Origin of the sequence: Micromonospora fluostatini, assembly GCF_050410825.1 — a bacterium.
GTDB lineage: Bacteria > Actinomycetota > Actinomycetes > Mycobacteriales > Micromonosporaceae > Micromonospora > Micromonospora rosaria.
In genome coordinates this window covers 937,756-953,700 of sequence record NZ_CP191251.1, presented here as the reverse complement: position 1 = coordinate 953,700, position 15,945 = coordinate 937,756, and the positions used below count along the sequence as shown (strand labels likewise).

Annotated in this window: 12 protein-coding genes; 10 read left to right on the top strand and 2 right to left on the bottom strand. The window is 73.8% G+C overall.

Annotation, left to right across the window (positions count from 1 at the left end):
* Positions 1-270: 270 nt before the first annotated feature.
* From ACQUFX_RS04320 to ACQUFX_RS04305, 4 genes are all read left to right on the top strand, one after another.
* Positions 271-849, top strand: coding sequence for a mycothiol-dependent nitroreductase Rv2466c family protein (locus ACQUFX_RS04320; protein WP_428964729.1), 579 nt, complete (start codon positions 271-273; stop codon positions 847-849).
* Between the two features lie 140 nt (positions 850-989).
* On the top strand, positions 990-1,745 hold the full coding sequence (locus tag ACQUFX_RS04315; RefSeq protein ID WP_428964728.1) for a VOC family protein: 756 nt from the start codon (positions 990-992) through the stop codon (positions 1,743-1,745).
* Positions 1,746-2,013: 268 nt separating this feature from the next.
* Entirely contained in the window at positions 2,014-2,445 is a 432-nt protein-coding gene (locus tag ACQUFX_RS04310; protein ID WP_428964727.1) for a RusA family crossover junction endodeoxyribonuclease, read from the top strand.
* Between the two features lie 47 nt (positions 2,446-2,492).
* On the top strand, positions 2,493-2,768 hold the full coding sequence (locus ACQUFX_RS04305) for a hypothetical protein (RefSeq protein ID WP_428964726.1): 276 nt from the start codon (positions 2,493-2,495) through the stop codon (positions 2,766-2,768).
* Positions 2,769-2,796: 28 nt separating this feature from the next.
* Here ACQUFX_RS04305 and ACQUFX_RS04300 read toward each other — a convergent pair whose 3' ends face one another.
* Together ACQUFX_RS04300 and ACQUFX_RS04295 are read right to left on the bottom strand one after the other, a co-directional pair.
* Positions 2,797-3,519, bottom strand: coding sequence for an HAD family hydrolase (locus ACQUFX_RS04300; protein WP_428964725.1), 723 nt, complete (start codon positions 3,517-3,519; stop codon positions 2,797-2,799).
* Positions 3,520-4,287: 768 nt separating this feature from the next.
* Positions 4,288-7,053, bottom strand: a complete 2,766-nt coding sequence (locus ACQUFX_RS04295; RefSeq protein ID WP_428964724.1) for an MGH1-like glycoside hydrolase domain-containing protein — start codon at positions 7,051-7,053, stop codon at positions 4,288-4,290.
* 42 nt (positions 7,054-7,095) lie between these two features.
* Here ACQUFX_RS04295 and ACQUFX_RS04290 point away from each other — a divergent pair, with 42 nt between their 5' ends.
* The 6 genes from ACQUFX_RS04290 (at position 7,096) to ACQUFX_RS04265 (ending at position 15,904) form a co-directional block, all read left to right on the top strand.
* Positions 7,096-9,036 carry an amylo-alpha-1,6-glucosidase gene (locus tag ACQUFX_RS04290; protein WP_428964723.1) on the top strand — a complete coding sequence of 647 codons (1,941 nt, stop codon included), beginning with the start codon at positions 7,096-7,098 and terminating at the stop codon, positions 9,034-9,036.
* A 143-nt stretch (positions 9,037-9,179) separates the two neighbouring features.
* Positions 9,180-10,511, top strand: a complete 1,332-nt coding sequence (locus ACQUFX_RS04285; protein ID WP_428964722.1) for a glycosyltransferase family 4 protein — start codon at positions 9,180-9,182, stop codon at positions 10,509-10,511.
* A gap of 91 nt (positions 10,512-10,602) precedes the next feature.
* Entirely contained in the window at positions 10,603-12,345 is a 1,743-nt protein-coding gene (locus ACQUFX_RS04280; protein WP_428964721.1) for a serine/threonine-protein kinase, read from the top strand.
* Positions 12,346-12,443: 98 nt separating this feature from the next.
* On the top strand, positions 12,444-13,253 hold the full coding sequence (locus tag ACQUFX_RS04275; RefSeq protein ID WP_428964720.1) for a metal-dependent hydrolase: 810 nt from the start codon (positions 12,444-12,446) through the stop codon (positions 13,251-13,253).
* A 223-nt stretch (positions 13,254-13,476) separates the two neighbouring features.
* Entirely contained in the window at positions 13,477-14,529 is a 1,053-nt protein-coding gene (locus ACQUFX_RS04270; protein ID WP_428964719.1) for a LacI family DNA-binding transcriptional regulator, read from the top strand.
* A 76-nt stretch (positions 14,530-14,605) separates the two neighbouring features.
* Positions 14,606-15,904: an ABC transporter substrate-binding protein gene (locus ACQUFX_RS04265; RefSeq protein WP_428964718.1), complete on the top strand. Its 1,299-nt coding sequence runs from the start codon at positions 14,606-14,608 to the stop codon at positions 15,902-15,904.
* Positions 15,905-15,945: the final 41 nt, after the last annotated feature.

Below are 15,945 nucleotides of genomic sequence, written 5' to 3'. Positions count from 1 at the left end.
CCTGGCCGCAGCGCGACTGGAAAGTATCGGACACACGGGCGTGGACCACCCCGGCGTGGGGTCACCGGCGCCCTCGTTCGTCCCGTTCCCCGCGCCCCGTACCGGGCGTCCCGTCGGACGGGCCGGCGCGGCGACCGGGCCCAGGCCGGCGGGCGGGCTGGCCCAGGCCGGCCGGACGGGGTCGGCTGGGCGGCGCGGCGGGCGGATGGCGGGCGAGTGCGGAAGGCGTGCCGGGTGCGGGGCCCGCCGGGCGCCCGTACGCTCTGGCGGATGGATGCCACCTTCTTCTTCGACCCCGTCTGCCCGTGGACCTGGCGGGCGTCCCGCTGGCTGGTCCGGGTCGCCGAGGCCCGGAACCTGGCCGTCGAGTGGCGGGCGTTCAGCCTGTCGATCCTCAACGCCGGGAAGGTCCCGCCGCAGTTCGCCGAGCCGATGGCCGCCTCCGCCCGGGCGCTGCGGCTGGTCGAGGCGCTGCGCGCGCAGGGTCGGCACGACGACGCGGGCCGCTTCTACACCGCGCTCGGCGAGCACAGCCACGACGCCGGCAACCCGCTCTCCGACAAGATCGTGGCCACCGCCGTCGAGGCGGCCGGGCTGGACGCGGTGGCGTCGGCGCTGGAGGACGAGAGCTGGGACCGGGCGGTGCACGAGTCGCACGCCCTCGCGTACTCCTCGGCCGGCCCGGACATCGGCTCCCCGGTCCTGATGGTGCCCAGCGCCGAGCGGGGCGTCCACGGGCCGATCCTCACCGAGGTCCCCGACACCGACGACGCGCTGGTGCTCTGGGACTCCCTGCTCCCGCTGATCCGGATGCCGGCCTTCCACGAGATCAAGCGCGCCCGCCACTGACCGCACACCCGTTCCCACCCGGCCCGGTGGGTCCGCCTCGCCCACCGGGCACACGGGGGCGAGCCCGTCGCGTCCACGATGGACACGGATCGGGCGGGGGCCGGCCGGGCCGGGTGGACGGGGTTGGGGATGATGGGGCGATGATCGCCCGGTTCAAGGATCTCTGTCTGGACGCGGCCGACCCCCGTCTGCTGGGGGCGTTCTGGGCGGAGGTGCTCGGCGGTCGGCTGGTGGACACCGGCGACGGGGACGCCCGGGTCGACGCGGCCCCACCCGCCTCCCCCGCCGAGTCGATCTGGGTGAACCGGGTGCCCGAGCCCCGCACCGGCAGGACGAGGGTCCGCCTCGACCTGCGGCTCGCCGAGGCCGGGCCCGAGCGGCTCCGGGCCGCCGGCGCCCGGCTCGTCCGCGAGCCGGACTCGGAGATCGACTGGTGGGTGCTGGCCGACCCGGAGGGCAACCTCTTCGCTGCCCTGCCCGCCCGCGCGGACACCCGGCCCGGCCCCTGCCACCTGGTGGTGGACGCGGCCGACCCGGCCGCCCAGGCCCACTGGTGGGCGCGGGCCCTCGGCGGCCGGGCCGACCTGCGCCCGGCCGATTCCGCACATCCGGCGGGCTCCGGCGTCCCGGGCGCGGTGCCGGCGACGGGCGTGGCGTCGGTGGTGGACGCGGCGGGCTTCCCCTGGCAGCGCTGGATCTTCGAGCCGGCGCCGGAGCGCCGGACGGTCAAGAACCGGATGCACTGGGACGTCACCCTCGCCGACCCGACGCCCGCGCCGCTGATCCGGCACGGGGCGACGCTGCTGCGCGAGCGCACCTCGGACCTGCCGTGGTGGATCATGGCCGACCCGGAGGGCAACGAGTTCTGTGCCTTCCCGCCCGACTCCCCAGCGTGACGACTGATAGGAATCAGTGACCAACCGGGTGTTCCGGTGTCACGCCGGGTGCACTAGCGTCTGGTGCCAAGCTCACCGCACGCCTCACCGCCTGAGCCGCTCCGCAAGCCTCACCCGAGCTTCTCGCAAGCCTCACGGGCCGGCGCGTCGCCGTCGACGTCGATACGCCTCCGGCCGACCCCAGCACCGTCCGATCGGTTGGTAATCGCGGGAACACCCCTGTTACCGGGACCGGTTGGGCAGGATCGTTCTCCGAGGAGGTGCCGTCGTGCAGGACACCCGCGCTCTCGCCCTGACATTCGAGGTGAGCGGCCTGCCACCGGTCAAGACCGAGGCCCTGTCCATCTTCGCCGCCGGCCACCGCCAGGCGACGAGGGTACGGGCCCTGCTCCAGGCAGCCCTGGCGGCGGCCCAGCGTACCGGCTGGACGCCGTTGACCGGGCCGATCGAGGTCGACCTGACCCTGCGCTGCCCGCCCGGGCACCGCACCTCCGACGCCAGCACCCTGCTGGGCGGGGTCTGCGCGGTGTTGCAGGACAAGAAGCGGGTGGCCACCATCGGGCTGGCCCACCTCGGCGTCCTCGTCGACGTCGCCCTCTACTCCGACGACCGGCAGATCCGCCGGCTGTCGTACGCCGAGGAACCCGCCGAGGACTTCTCGTACCAGGTCCGGGTGGCCGCCGCGCCGGCGGTGGTTTGACCGGCGCTCGCGGTGGGGTACCGCGGACGCCGACGAAGGGAGCACCGATGTCGGAGCCACATGTCACGCTCGACCCGAGCGGGCTCGACCCCGTGCAGCAGAAGCTGCGCGGCCCGCTCGAGGAACAGCTGACCTCGGCTTTGCAGGCGGCCACCCACCGGGTCCGCGCCAGCTACGCCGGCGAGCCGGTGGAGCAGGTGTGCCAGCGGCTGCTCGACGAGACCCGGGCCGGTCTGCACCCCGACATCGCGGCCGGGTTCAGCCCGGACATGGACGAGTTCTGCCGGATCGCGATCGCCATCGTCCGGGGCGAAGTGAGCTGACCCGGCCGTCCGACGTCGGATGGCCGGGTCAGAAGTGCGTCAGCAGGTCGGTGAAGGCCGCCAGGTGCAGCACCCCGGCGTCGGACGGGTCGAGTTCGTCGTGCTCCAGGACCCAGGTGTTGTCGTTGGGGATGAACACCGCGTTGAGCCCGGCGGCGCGGGCCGGCAGGATGTCCGACTTCGGGGAGTTGCCGATCATCCAGGCCCGGGCCGGGTCGAGGCCGTGCTCCCGGGTCAGCCAGCGGTAGGTCGTGACGTCCTTCTCGGCGACCACGTGGGCGGCCCGGAAGTGCCGGTCCAGCCCGGACGCCTCGATCTTGCGGCGCTGCTCGTCGTCGTCGCCCTTGGTCAGCAGCAGCAGGTCGTGCCGGTCGGCGAGGGCGGTCAGCGTCTCGGCCACGCCGGGAATCAGCTCGACCTGACGCTGCGCCAGGGCCGCCGCGAGCGCCTCGATCTCCTGCCGCTCCCGGTCGGTCGCGGGCCGCTCGCGCAGCTTCTCCATGCAGTCGTGCAGGCTGGTCAGGAAGACCTTGCTGCCGTACCCGTGGGCGACGGTGTTGGCCCGCTCGATGTCGTCGAGGATGTGCCGGATCTCGCGCCGGTCCAGGGTGGGGTGGTCCAGCCAGTCGAGGAAGTCGTCGATCACCCGCTCGAAGAGGATGTTGTTCTCCCAGAGCGTGTCGTCGGCGTCGAAGACCAGCACCTGCCCGCTCCGCCGCCACCCGGCCGTCCCGCCGCCGCTGCCGTTCATCCGACCTCCCGGTCCGTCGTCGCCCCGGCCGGTGAGGGTACGCCCGTCACCGCACGGGCTCATCCGCATTACCCGACCGGTCCGGCCGCCGGCTGTCCGGCCGGGCTCGACACGGCCGGGGACGGAGGGACGGTCCACTGCGGGTCAGCCGGCCCACCGTCACCCACCCGGTCGCCCGGCGGGTCGGCGGCGCCGCTGGTGGGGCCACCGGGCCAGGGGCTCACGGTCCGGGTGGCCCCGTGACGGGTCCGGGGCACGCGATGGATGGTAACGCCGACACCACCGAGGGTCACGATGTCAATCGGGGATCCGGCAGTTCGGCCCGCCCGGCCCCACGGGTCAGGACCGGGTCCGCAACTCCCCGGTCCTGACCCAACAGCCCGGGTCGCGGCGGGACCCACCGCGGCAGCACCGGCGGGCAGGGCACGCCGCTCCACACCGGGCTCCCACGGCGAGCCGACCCACCGGCACTCAGTTCCGCGGTGCCCGCGCCCGGACTTCGGTACGCCCCGACCCACCCCGTGAGGATCGTGACGTGGGCCTCACCGTAGGGCCCGCCCGTCCGGCCGGACAAGACGTCACGAGCCTGTCACCCGCCGATTACCAGCAAGCCGAAATTGGGGCGTACCGACGTAACAGCACCGCCACCACCGGCGCTGTTCGTCACCGCCCTCGCGGCGAATCCCCTGGTGACCGGCCCTCGACCGCGGCGAGCAGCGACGACGACCGCCGCCGGGGGCCGCGTGGCGCGGGCCCCGGCCGGGCGGTTCAGCGGCGCAGGGTGAGGATCAGGTCGGCCACCAGCGCCGTCCAGCCGGTCTGGTGCCAGGCGCCCAGGCCGGCCCCGTTGTCGCCGTGGAAGTACTCCGGGAAGGCGATCAGGTCCCGCCAGTCGGGGTGGGTCTGGAAGAGCTGACAGGCGCCGTAGATCGGCCGGCGGCCCCACCCGTCCCTGGTGAACAGGGCGATCAGCCGGGCCGACAGGTCGTCGGCGATCTCGTCGAGCGTCCGCTTCACCCCCGACCGGGTCGGGTACTCCACCTGGAGGTCGTCACCGAAGAACGCCGCGTAGTCCCGCAGCGCGCTGACCAGCAGGAAATTCGTCGGCATCCAGATCGGACCCCGCCAGTTGGAGTTGCCGCCGAACAGGCCGCTGGTCGACTCGGCCGGCTCGTACCCGACGCTGAACTCCTGCCCGCCGAGGGTCACCGAGAACGGCTTGTCCAGGTGCGCGCGGGACAGCGTGCGCAGCCCGTACTCGGAGAGGAACTCGTCGGGGTCCAGCATCCGGGCCAGCAGCCGGACCACCTGGTCCGGGCCGACCATAGACAGCAGCCGCTGCTGGCGGCCGTCCGGGCCGAGCCGGCGGGCGTCGATCACGTGGGCGTACTCGGGGCGGTTGGTGAGGAACCAGCGGATCCGGGCGCTCAGCTCGGGCAGCCGGTCCAGGGTCCGCGCGGTCAGCCGGGTGGTCGCGGCCAGCGGCAGCAGCCCCACCACCGACCGTACCCGCAGCGGGACCTGGCTGCCGTCGGCCAGCCGCAGCACGTCGTAGAAGAACGCGTCCTCGTCGTCCCACAGCCCCTGCGAGTACGCGGCGGCGGCGATGTAGACGAAGTGCTCGAAGAACTTGCAGGCGGTGTCCACCCAGGTGCGGTCCTGCTCGGCCAGGACGATCGCGATGTCCAGCAGGTTGAGCGCGTACATCGCCATCCAGCCGGTGCCGTCGGACTGCTCCAGCACCCCGGCCACCGGCAGCGCCGCCGACCGGTCGAACGGGCCCACGTTGTCCAGCCCCAGGAACCCGCCCTCGAAGACGTTGTTCCCCCCGGTGTCCTTGCGGTTGACCCACCAGGTGAAGTTCAGCATCAGCTTGTGCATCACCCGGGCCAGGAACTCCCGGTCCCGCGACCCGTCGATCTCGAAGACCTTCAGCGCCGCCCAGGCGTGCACCGGCGGGTTCACGTCCCCGAACGCCCACTCGTACGCCGGGATCTGGCCGTTGGGGTGCAGGTACCACTCGCGCAGCAGGAGCAGGATCTGCTCCTTGGCGAAACCGGGGTCGACCCGGGCGATGCTGACGCAGTGGAAGGCCAGGTCCCAGGCGGCGTACCAGGGGTACTCCCAGGGGTCCGGCATGGAGATGACGTCGAAGCTGGTCATGTGCCACCAGGCGCTGTTGCGCCCGTGCCGGCGGCCGGCCGGCGGGGGCGTGGAGCCCGGGTCGCCCTCCAGCCACCGCTTGACGTCGAAGTGGTAGAACTGCTTGCCCCACATCAGCCCGGCGATGGCCTGCCGGGCGACCAGCGCCTCGTCCGGGGTGGCCGCCTCGGGGATCACCCCGGCGAAGTACCAGTTCGCCTCGGCCCGCCGGGCCCAGACCACCGCGTCGAAGCCGGCGCCCAGGTCGGCCGGGGGCGGCGGGGCGCTCGCCGGGGGCGGCGCGGTGCGGGTCAGCCGCAACCGGATCTGCCGCTGCCCACCCGCCGGCACGGCCAGCACGTAGTGCAACGCGCCCTTGGTGCCCTCCCGGGCCGGGTTGACCGTGGCGGCGCCGCCGACCACGTGGTCGTTGATCCCGTCCTTCGGGTACGGCGACCGGCCGGGCAGCCCCCACAGCCGGTCGGCGTTGGTGTCGTTGTCACAGAGCAGCGGCGTCGGGTCACCGTCGCCGGTCAGCACGAGCTGGCCCAGGACGTGGTGCTCCCCCACCAGCCGGGCCGCCGTGGCCGGGCCGGCGGGCCCCCGGGAACTGGCCCGCCTGCGCCCCCGACGGGCCGGCTCGCCGGCCAGCCGGGGGATCCGGTCGCTGCCGGGCAGCCCCCAGGACCAGGTGTTGCGGTACCAGAGGGTGGGCAGCACGTGCAGGACGGCGTCGGCGTCACCCCGGTTGGCGACGGTCACCACCATGCACAGGTCGGTCGGGGACGCCTTGGCGTAGTCGACGCTCACCGCCCAGTACCGGTCGTCGTCGAAGATCCCCGTGTCGACCAGCTCGTACTCGGTGTCGTCCCGGCCGCGCTGCGTGTTGACCGCGACCAGGTCGTCGTACGGGAACGCGGCCTGCGGGTAGTGGTACCGCCAGCGCATCCAGGAGTGCGTCGGCGTGGAGTCCTCGTACCACCAGTACTCCTTGGCGTCCTCGCCGTGGTTGCCGCCGTCGCCGCCGAGCCCGAACATCCGCTCCTTGAGGATCGGGTCCCTCCCGTTCCACAACGCGAGCGCGAAGGCGAACGTCTGCCGGTCGTCGCAGACGCCCGCCATGCCGTCCTCGTTCCACCGGTAGGCTCGGGAGCGCGCGTGGTCGTGGGGGAAGTAGTCCCACGCTGTGCCGTGCTCGCTGTAGTCCTCCCGTACCGTCCCCCACGCCCGTTCGGACAGATAGGGACCCCATGCGCGCCACGCCTGTTCACCCGAGTCGGCCTGGGCCAACCGGGTGCGCTCGGCATCGGGGGACAGTTCGTGGGAAGCGGACACGTCTGTGAGCACCTGCCAATCTTCGACGTCGCGGGAGTCCTTGACCACTGCGGCCATTGTTGTCGTGGCGTGTTACACCTTGCCGCCGCTGGAGGAAAGTTGATCGATATCAGTTTCGGTCCGCAGCTCTGTGCCGAGCTGACCGGCGGGGCGTCCCGCGAGTGGCTGGTCACCGACGGCCTCGGCGGGTACGCCATGGGCACCGTCAGTGGCCTGCGCACCCGCCGGTACCACGGCCTGCTCGTGGTGGCCGGGGAGACCCCGGCGGCCCGTACCGTGGGACTGGTCAGCCTGGACCCGGCGGTGGTGCTGCCGTCCGGGGCGCAGGTCCGGCTCGGGGCGCACGAGTGGTCCCCGGACACGGTCGACCCGCGCGGCTTCGAGCTGCTGGAACACTTCGCCATCATCGACGGTGTGCCCCGGTGGCGGTGGCGGATCGGCGACGTGGTGATCGAACGGGAGATCGCCATGCTGCCCGGCCGGCCCTGCGTGGCGGTGGTGCACCGGCTGGTCGCCGGCGGGCCGGTGCAGCTCGACCTGGCCGCCGTCTGCACCTGGCGGGACGCGCACGGCGAGCGCCGCGCCGACGGCCCGGCCCCGCGCGTGGAGCCGGTGGCCGGCGGGGCGGTGGTCGAGGGGGCGTACCGGCTGGCCGGCCCGGGGTGGGTGCCGGAGGGGCAGTGGTGGCTCGGGGTCCGCCACCGCGAGGAGGCCGCCCGGGGCCTGCCCGCGGAGGAGGACCTCTGGTACGCGGGGCGGTTCTCCGGCACCCTGGAGCGCCCCGGCGACACGGTGTCGGTGCTGGCCTGGGCCGGGCAGCTCGACCAGGAGCCGGTGCCGGCCGTCGAGGTGGTGGCCGCGGCCCGGCAGCGCAACCGGCGGGTGGTGGCGGCGGCGAAGCCGGTCGACGACGTCGAGGCGACCCTCGCCCTGGCCGCCGACGCGTTCGTGGTCCGCACCGCCGCCGCGCCGGTCGACGTGGTCGCCGGGTACCCGTGGTTCGGGGCCTGGTCGCGGGACACGATGATCTCGTACGAGGGGCTGTTCCTCTGCACCGGACGGGCGCAGGAGGGGGCGGCGCTGCTGCGCGGGTACGCGGCGACCCTGTCGGAGGGGATGCTCGCCAACACCGCCGACACCGGCCGGGTGGAGTACAACACCGTCGACGGCACCCTGTGGTTCCTGCACGCGGTCGCCCGGCACGTCACCGTCACCGGGGACACCGACCTCGGCGACGAGCTGCTGCCCGCGCTGCACGGCGTGGCCGACGCCCACCTCAAGGGCACCCGGTACGGCATCGTCGTCGACCCGGTCGACGCCCTGCTCACCTGCGGCGCCCCCGGCGCGGCGCTGACCTGGATGGACGCCCGGGTGTACGGGGTGCCGGTGACCGCCCGCACCGGCAAGCCGGTCGAGGTCAACGCACTGTGGATCAACGGCCTGGCCGGGTTGGCGGAGCTGACCGAGCTGGCCGGGCAGGACGCGGCCGAGCTGTGGCGGCTGCACCACCGGGCGCACGCCTCGTTCCGGCAGCGGTTCCCGGCGCCGGTGGGCTGGCTGCACGACGTGGTGGACGCCCCCGCGCCCGCGTACCCGCTGGGCGGGGCGGCGCACCACGACGACGACCTGCTCCGGCCCAACCAGCTCCTGGCCTGGTCGCTGCCGTACGCCCCGCTGGAGCCGGACGGGGAGGCGCTGCGCCGGATCGCCGCCGGCCTGCTCACCCCGCTCGGGCTGCGCAGCCTCTCGCCGGACTCGCCCGGCTTCGCCGGCCGGCACTCCGGTGGCCCGGCCGAGCGGGACGGCGCCTACCACCAGGGCACGGTCTGGCCGTGGCTGCTCGGCCCGTACACCGACGCCGCCCGGCGGGCCGGCCTGGACGTCGACAACCTGTTCCCGGGCATCGAGGCGCACCTGCGCGAGCACGGGCTCGGGTCGGTCAGCGAGACCACCGACGGGCTCGCCCCGTACCGGGCCACGGGGTGCCCGTTCCAGGCCTGGTCGGTGGCCGAACTACTGCGTGTCCGACGGATCCGATAGGCGCGCTTTACACGACCGCAACGGCCGCGTCTCCGCTGGTTAGCCCGGCTGGGCAAGGATTGGCCCCATCCCGGGCAGCCATGGCCGGCACCCTCCGCCGGGTGCCGGCCGGACCGTGCAGTTGACAACTTCAAGGGGGCCTCATGTCACCGGACGCCCACGTGATCGACATCCACTCCGGCCGGCGTCAGCGCGTCCTGATGCTGTCCTGGGAGTACCCGCCGGTGCTCGTCGGCGGACTCGGCCGCCACGTCCACGCCCTCTCCGTCGCCCTCGCCGCCGCCGGCCACGAGGTCACCGTCGTCACCCGCCACACCGACGGCGCACCCCACGAGGAATACGCCGACGGCGTCCGCATCCTCCGCGCCGCCGAGGACCCCGTCACCTTCCCCCTCGCCACCAGCAGCCTCCTCGCCTGGACCATGGCCTTCAACCACACCCTCACCCGCGCCGCCCTGCGCGCCGCCGACACCGGCACCTACGACGTCATCCACGCCCACGACTGGCTCGTCGCCCACACCGCGATCACCCTCGCCGAACACCTGGACCTGCCCCTGGTCACCACCATCCACGCCACCGAGGCCGGCCGGCACCAGGGCTGGCTGCCCGAGGAGATGAACCGCACCATCCACGGCGTCGAGCACTGGCTCAGCGGCGCGTCGGGCCGGGTGATCGCCTGCTCCGGGTACATGCGGGAGCAGGTGAGCACGCTCTTCGAGGTGCCCACCGGCCGGATCGACGTGGTGCCCAACGGGGTGGACGGCCGGGCCTGGCACGCCCGGCCCCGGGCGGTCGCCTCGGCCCGCGCCCGGTTCGCCGGGGACGGGCCGCTGATCGGGTACGCCGGGCGGCTGGTCTACGAGAAGGGTGTGCAGCACCTGGTCCGCGCGGTGCCGGACCTGCGCCGGCGGCACCCGGGGCTGCGGGTGCTCATCGCCGGGGACGGCCCGTACCGGGCGGAGTTGCAGGCCGAGGCGGAGCGGCTGGCCCTCGGCGACACCATCCGCTTCGCCGGCTTCCTCGACGCCAAGCAGCTCCCGGCGGTGCTGGGGGCCACCGACGCCACGGTGATACCCAGCCTGTACGAGCCGTTCGGCATGATCGCGCTGGAGGCGGCGGCGGCCGGCGCGCCCCTGGCGGTGGCGGCGACCGGCGGCCTGGCCGAGATCGTCGAGCCGGGCGTGACCGGGGTGACCTTCCCGCACAGCGACCCGCACGCCCTCGCCGGTGCGGTGGACCAGCTCCTCGGCGACGAGGTGTTCGCCCGCCGGGTGGCCCGCAGCGCCCGCGCGATGGTCGGCAAGCGGTACGGCTGGGCGACGATCGCCGAGCGGACCGCCGCGACGTACGCGGCGGCCGGCCGGGAGCACAGCGGTTTCCAGGTCCGGCGGGCCACCGACCGGCTGCGCGGCACCCGGTCGCCGATCCACATCCCGGAGGGGAACCTGCTGGTGACCGGGGGTGTCGCCGGGTGAGCCGACGCACCGTCGGCAACGGTGCGCACGGAGGATGAGAAGGCCCGTCCCGCTGGCTATCGTGTACGTCACGTAGTCGAGGGGGAACGTGGTGCAGCAGGCGCTGATCGCCGGCCGGTACCGGCTGCTGGCCCTGGTTGGCACCGGCGGGATGGGCCGGGTGTGGCGGGCCCGCGACGAGATGCTGCACCGGGACGTGGCGGTGAAGGAGATCGTCCCACCCGGCTGGCTCGCCGAGTCCGAACGGGACGAGGTGCACCGCCGCACGTTACGGGAGGCGCGCACCGCCGCCCGGCTGGACCATCCCCACGTGGTCCGCGTCTACGACGTCCTCGCCGACCAGGACGGCCACTGGCTGGTCATGGAGTACGTGCCGTCCCGGTCGTTGCAGCAGATCGTCACCGCCGACGGGCCGCTGGAGCCGGCCCGCGCCGCCCGGGTCGGGCTGGCCGTGCTCGCCGCGCTGCGCGCCGCGCACGCGGCGGGGGTGCTGCACCGCGACGTCAAACCGCACAACGTGCTGGTCACCGCCGACGACCGGGTGGTGCTGACCGACTTCGGCCTGGCCACCTTCGCCAGCGGGGACGGGGCGATGACCGGCCCCGGGATGGTGCTCGGCTCCCCGCAGTTCGTCGCCCCGGAACGCGCCCGCAGCGGCGTCTCCGACCCGCGCACCGACCTGTGGTCGCTCGGCGCGACCCTGTACGCGGCGGTGGAGGGCCGCTCGCCGTACGCGCGGGCCAACGCCATGGCGACGCTCAGCGCGCTGGCCACCGAGCCTCCGGACCCGCCGCGCCGGGCCGGCCCGCTGGCCCCGGTGCTGACCGGCCTGCTGCACCGCGACCCCGAGCGGCGGCTCGCCGCTGCCGAGGTGGAGCCGCTGCTGCGCGCGGTGGCCGCCGGCGGGTCACCGGCGGCCCGGCCTGCCGATGCCGCGACCGACCTGGCCACGCCCGACCTGGCCACCGGCCGGGGCGCGGACGGCCCCACCGCGACCACCTCGCTGGACGGCGGGATGGCCGCCGACCTGGGCCGGGCCCGGAGCGCCGCCACCCCACGCGACGGTCCGGCCGCCACCTGGTCCGTCGGGCCGTCGCCGGACGCCGACACCGGCCCGGCCGCACCGGCGGCCAGCGGGCTCCCGGCCCGGGCGGGCCGCCGGCGGGACCGCTGCCGCCTGGTCGCCGCCACCTCGACCGTCGCGCTGGTCGTGACGGTCGGCGCGGCGATGGCGCTGCGCCCCGGCGCCGGCCGGGCACCGGTGCCGGGCCCGCAGGGCGCGACGGCCGTCGCCCCGGTCGCCGACCGGCCGGCGGCGTTCCCCTGCGGCGGCCCGGCCCCCGGCGGCGCGGACCCGGTCCGCTCGGCCGCCCCGCCCGACGGGGAGTTCGCCCTGGTGCCGGGCTGGACCTGGTACCGCGATCCGGGCGGGTTCCGGATCGCGGCGCCGGTGGGCTGGCTACGGTGGACCGACGCGGGGACGACCTGCTTCCGGGAGCCCCGGGGCGCCCGGCTGCTCAGCGTGGGCGAGGTCGCGGTGCCGGCCGACCCGGTCGGGTACTGGCGGGCGCAGGAGCGCCGGCTCACCGCCGCCGGCGCGCTCACCGACTACCAGCGGGTGGAGATCTCCGGGCTGGACCTGTTCCGCGCGGCGGCGTTGTGGGAGTGCCGGTGGCGGGACGCGGCCGGCGACCCGCTGCACAGCGCCCGCCTGCTGGTCGTCACCGCGCCGGGCCGGGCGTACACGGTGGCCTGGCGGACCGGCGAGTTCGACTGGCAGGTCAACGCGACCTACTTCCTGATGATCCGGCAGAGTTTCCGCCCCGCCGCGTGAATCCGTCCATCCTGGACGGTTCACATGATCCCCCTCGACAGCGCCCCGCCCCGGTGGCGTAGGTTGTCGATCACGATTCCCGGGGAGGGTGACGCGAGATGATGGGACCGTCCCACGCGCTGTCCGGCGCGGCGGTGTGGCTGACCGGCTCGTGGGCGCTGCACCAGTTCGCCGACTACGAGCAGTCGCCCCTCGCCCTCGCCGTCGGGACGGCGGTCTGCGCCGGCGGCGCGCTCTTTCCCGACCTGGACCTCTCCGGCAAGGTGACCCGCAACCGGGGCGGGGCGACGGTCGCCCGTACCTTCGGCGTGGTGAGCCTCTTCGCCGCCGAGGTGATCGAGAAGCTCTCCCTCGGCGTCTACTACGCCACCAAGCTCAGCAAGGACCCCCGGCGTAACAACGGGCACCGCACGTTGACCCACACCATCCCGTTCACCGTCCTGGTCGGCTGGGGCACCACCTGGCTCTGCGCCACGTACGGCAAGTGGGCCGTGATCGGCATCCTGTTCTTCATGATCGGCCTGGCCCTGCGGGGCCTGTTCGACAAGTGGGCGGAGCGGGCCGGCTGGGTGGTCGTGACCCTGGTGTCGGCCGGGGCGGCCTGGTTCACCTACGCCAACCTCCCCGGTGGCCGGGGCTACCCGCTGATCGGGCTCGCGGTCGGGGTGGGCTGCTTCGTGCACATCCTCGGCGACCTGATCACCCGGGCCGGGGTGCCGATCCTGTGGCCGATCCCGATCAAGCGTCGGATGTGGATGCCGGTGCGGCTGCCGAGCAGGATGGCGCTGCGTACCGGCAGCAAGACGGAGACCGTCGTGCTGCGCGGCGTGATGACGGCGGTCGCGGTGCTCGCCGCGATCGGGCTGGTCGCCCCCTCGCTGCTGGAGCGCTTCACCACCGACGGCTGACCCGCCGCGCCCACCCGCCCGCCCGGCGGTCGCAAATCCGGCAAAGGGCCACGAAACAGTCCGCGATCGCGCCGGTTCACGACCGCCTGGGCGGGCGTGCCCGTTTTTGTCATCGGCTATTGACGGCTTCGTAACACGTGTCCTACGGTCTGTCGAAGCGCTTCGTCGAAGCGTTTCGACAACGGCCCCACGGGCCCCGGCCAGCCGGTGCGGGAGGTGCGCCATGGCCACCATGCAGGACGTCGCCCGGCTCGCCCGGGTCTCGGTCAGCACCGTGTCGTACGTGCTCACCGGCGCCCGCCCGATCTCCCAGGCCACCCGGGAGAAGGTCCTGGCGGCCATGGCCGAGCTGGACTACCAACCCAACGCGCTGGCCCGGGGCCTGGCCAGCCGGCGCAGCCGCATCCTCGGCCTGCTCCTGCCCCTGGACGAACGCGGCCTCGGCGCCACCGAGTCCGCCTTCGTCACCGGCGCCGCGGCCACCGCCAGCGCGGCCGGCTACCACCTGGTGCTCTCCCCCGTCGACGCCGGCGACCTCGACGGCCTGCGCCGGCTGGCCAGTCAGCGCATGCTCGACGGCGTCGTGCTGATGGAGGTGCAGGTCGACGACCCCCGGCTCGGGGTGCTGCGGGAGGCCCGCGTCCCGGTGGTGCTGATCGGCCGCACCGGGGACACCACCGGCCTGTCCTACGTCGACATCGACTTCGACCGGACCGTCCGCGACGCCGTCGCGCACCTCGTCGACCTCGGCCACCGCCGCATCGTCTACGTCAACCACTCCGCCGCCGCCCTCGCCGGCGGGTACGGCCCGGCGCTGCGCTCGCGCGACGCCTTCGCCGCCGCGATGACCGGGTACGGGGTGACGCCGGTGATGGTCCCCGCCGAGGACACCGCGGCCGGCGGCCGACAGGCTCTCACCACGGCCTTCGGCCGGGCCCCCGACCTCACCGCCGTGCTCGCCATGAACGAGAGCGCCGTCTTCGGCATCCTCGGCGAACTCACCGCCCACGGCCGCACCGTGCCCGACGACGTGTCGGTCGTCTCGATGGTCACCTCGCCGCAGGTGGCCGAGCTGGCCACCCCCGCCCTGACCACGATGACCTCCCCCGGCACGGCCGTCGGACGGATCGCCATCGAGGCGCTGCTGCGCCACGTGCGCGACGACGGTACGGCGCTGCACCAGCAGTTGCTGCCCTGCACGTTGGAGGTCCGGGGATCCAGCGGGCCGCCCCGACGACGGGCCGTCGGCGCACCCCGGACGGAACATCCCTCATGACACCGGCCCGCCGCCGCGCTGCCACGCGACGACGGGCCACCCGAGTACCGGCTCGATACTCCCGAGGAGAATGCTAATGCACCGATTTCGTACGGTCGCCGCGGCGGTGACGCTGGCCGCCGTCGCGGCGACGACCCTGACCGCCTGCGGTGACGACGACAGTGGCAGCGACGCCAGCGTGCTCAAACTCTGGCACTACGAGAGCGCCAACAGCGCGATGGGCATCGCCTGGGACCGCGCGATCGAGATCTTCAAGGAGGAGCACCCCGGGGTCGAGGTGCGCTTCGAGCGCAAGGCGTTCGAGCAGATCCAGCAGAACGCCGGCATGATCATCAACTCGGACGAGGGTCCGGACGTGATGGAGTACAACAAGGGCAACGCCACCGCCGGGCTGCTGTCCAAGCAGGGCCTGCTCACCGACCTCACCGCCGAGGCGACCGAACGCGGCTGGGACAAGGCGCTCAGCCCCAGCCTCCAGACCACCGCCCGCTACGACGACAAGGGCGTGATGGGCTCCGGCAACTGGTACGGCGTGCCGAACTACGGCGAGTACGTGATGGTCTACTACAACAAGGACCTCTTCGCCGAGCACGGCGTGCAGGTGCCCACCACCCTCGCCGAGCTGACCACGGTGATGGACACCTTCGTGGCCAAGGGGATCACCCCGCTGGGCACCGCCGGCGCCGAGTACCCGGCCGGCCAGCTCTTCTACCAGCTCGCCCTCGCCAGGGCCGACCGCTCCTTCGTCGACAACTACCAGCTCTACAAGAACCCGGTCGACTTCACCGCCGACCCGCTGCGCTACGGCGCGCAGACCTTCGCCGAGTGGGTCCGCAAGGGCTACGTCGCCAAGGACGCCGCCAGCGCCAAGGCCGAGGACATGGGCACCGCGTTCATCGCCGGCAAGACCCCCATGATCGTCTCCGGGAGCTGGTGGTTCGGCCGGTTCAAGACCGAGATCAAGGCCGACTGGGACAGTTTCCTCTTCCCCGGCAACACCCTCAACGCCGGCTCCTCCGGCAACCTCTGGGTGGTCCCGACCACCAGCAAGGCCAAGGACCTGGCGTACGACTTCATCGACATCACGATGCGGCCGGAGATCCAGGCCCTGATCGGCAACAACGGCGGCGTCCCGGTCGCGGGCGACCCGGCGGCGATCACCGACCCGAAGGACCGCAAGCTGATCGAGAACTTCAACGCGATCAGCGCCGCCGACGGCCTCGCCTTCTACCCGGACTGGCCGGTGCCCGGCTACTACGACGTGCTGGTCTCCGGCTTCCAGAGCCTGATCAACCAGTCCAAGTCCCCCGACGAGGTGCTCACCTCGATCGCGAAACCGTACGCCGAGGGAGTCACGGAGATCCAGCGCGGCTGACGAGGAGGCGGGTGGGCGGGGCGAACCGCCCACCCGGCACC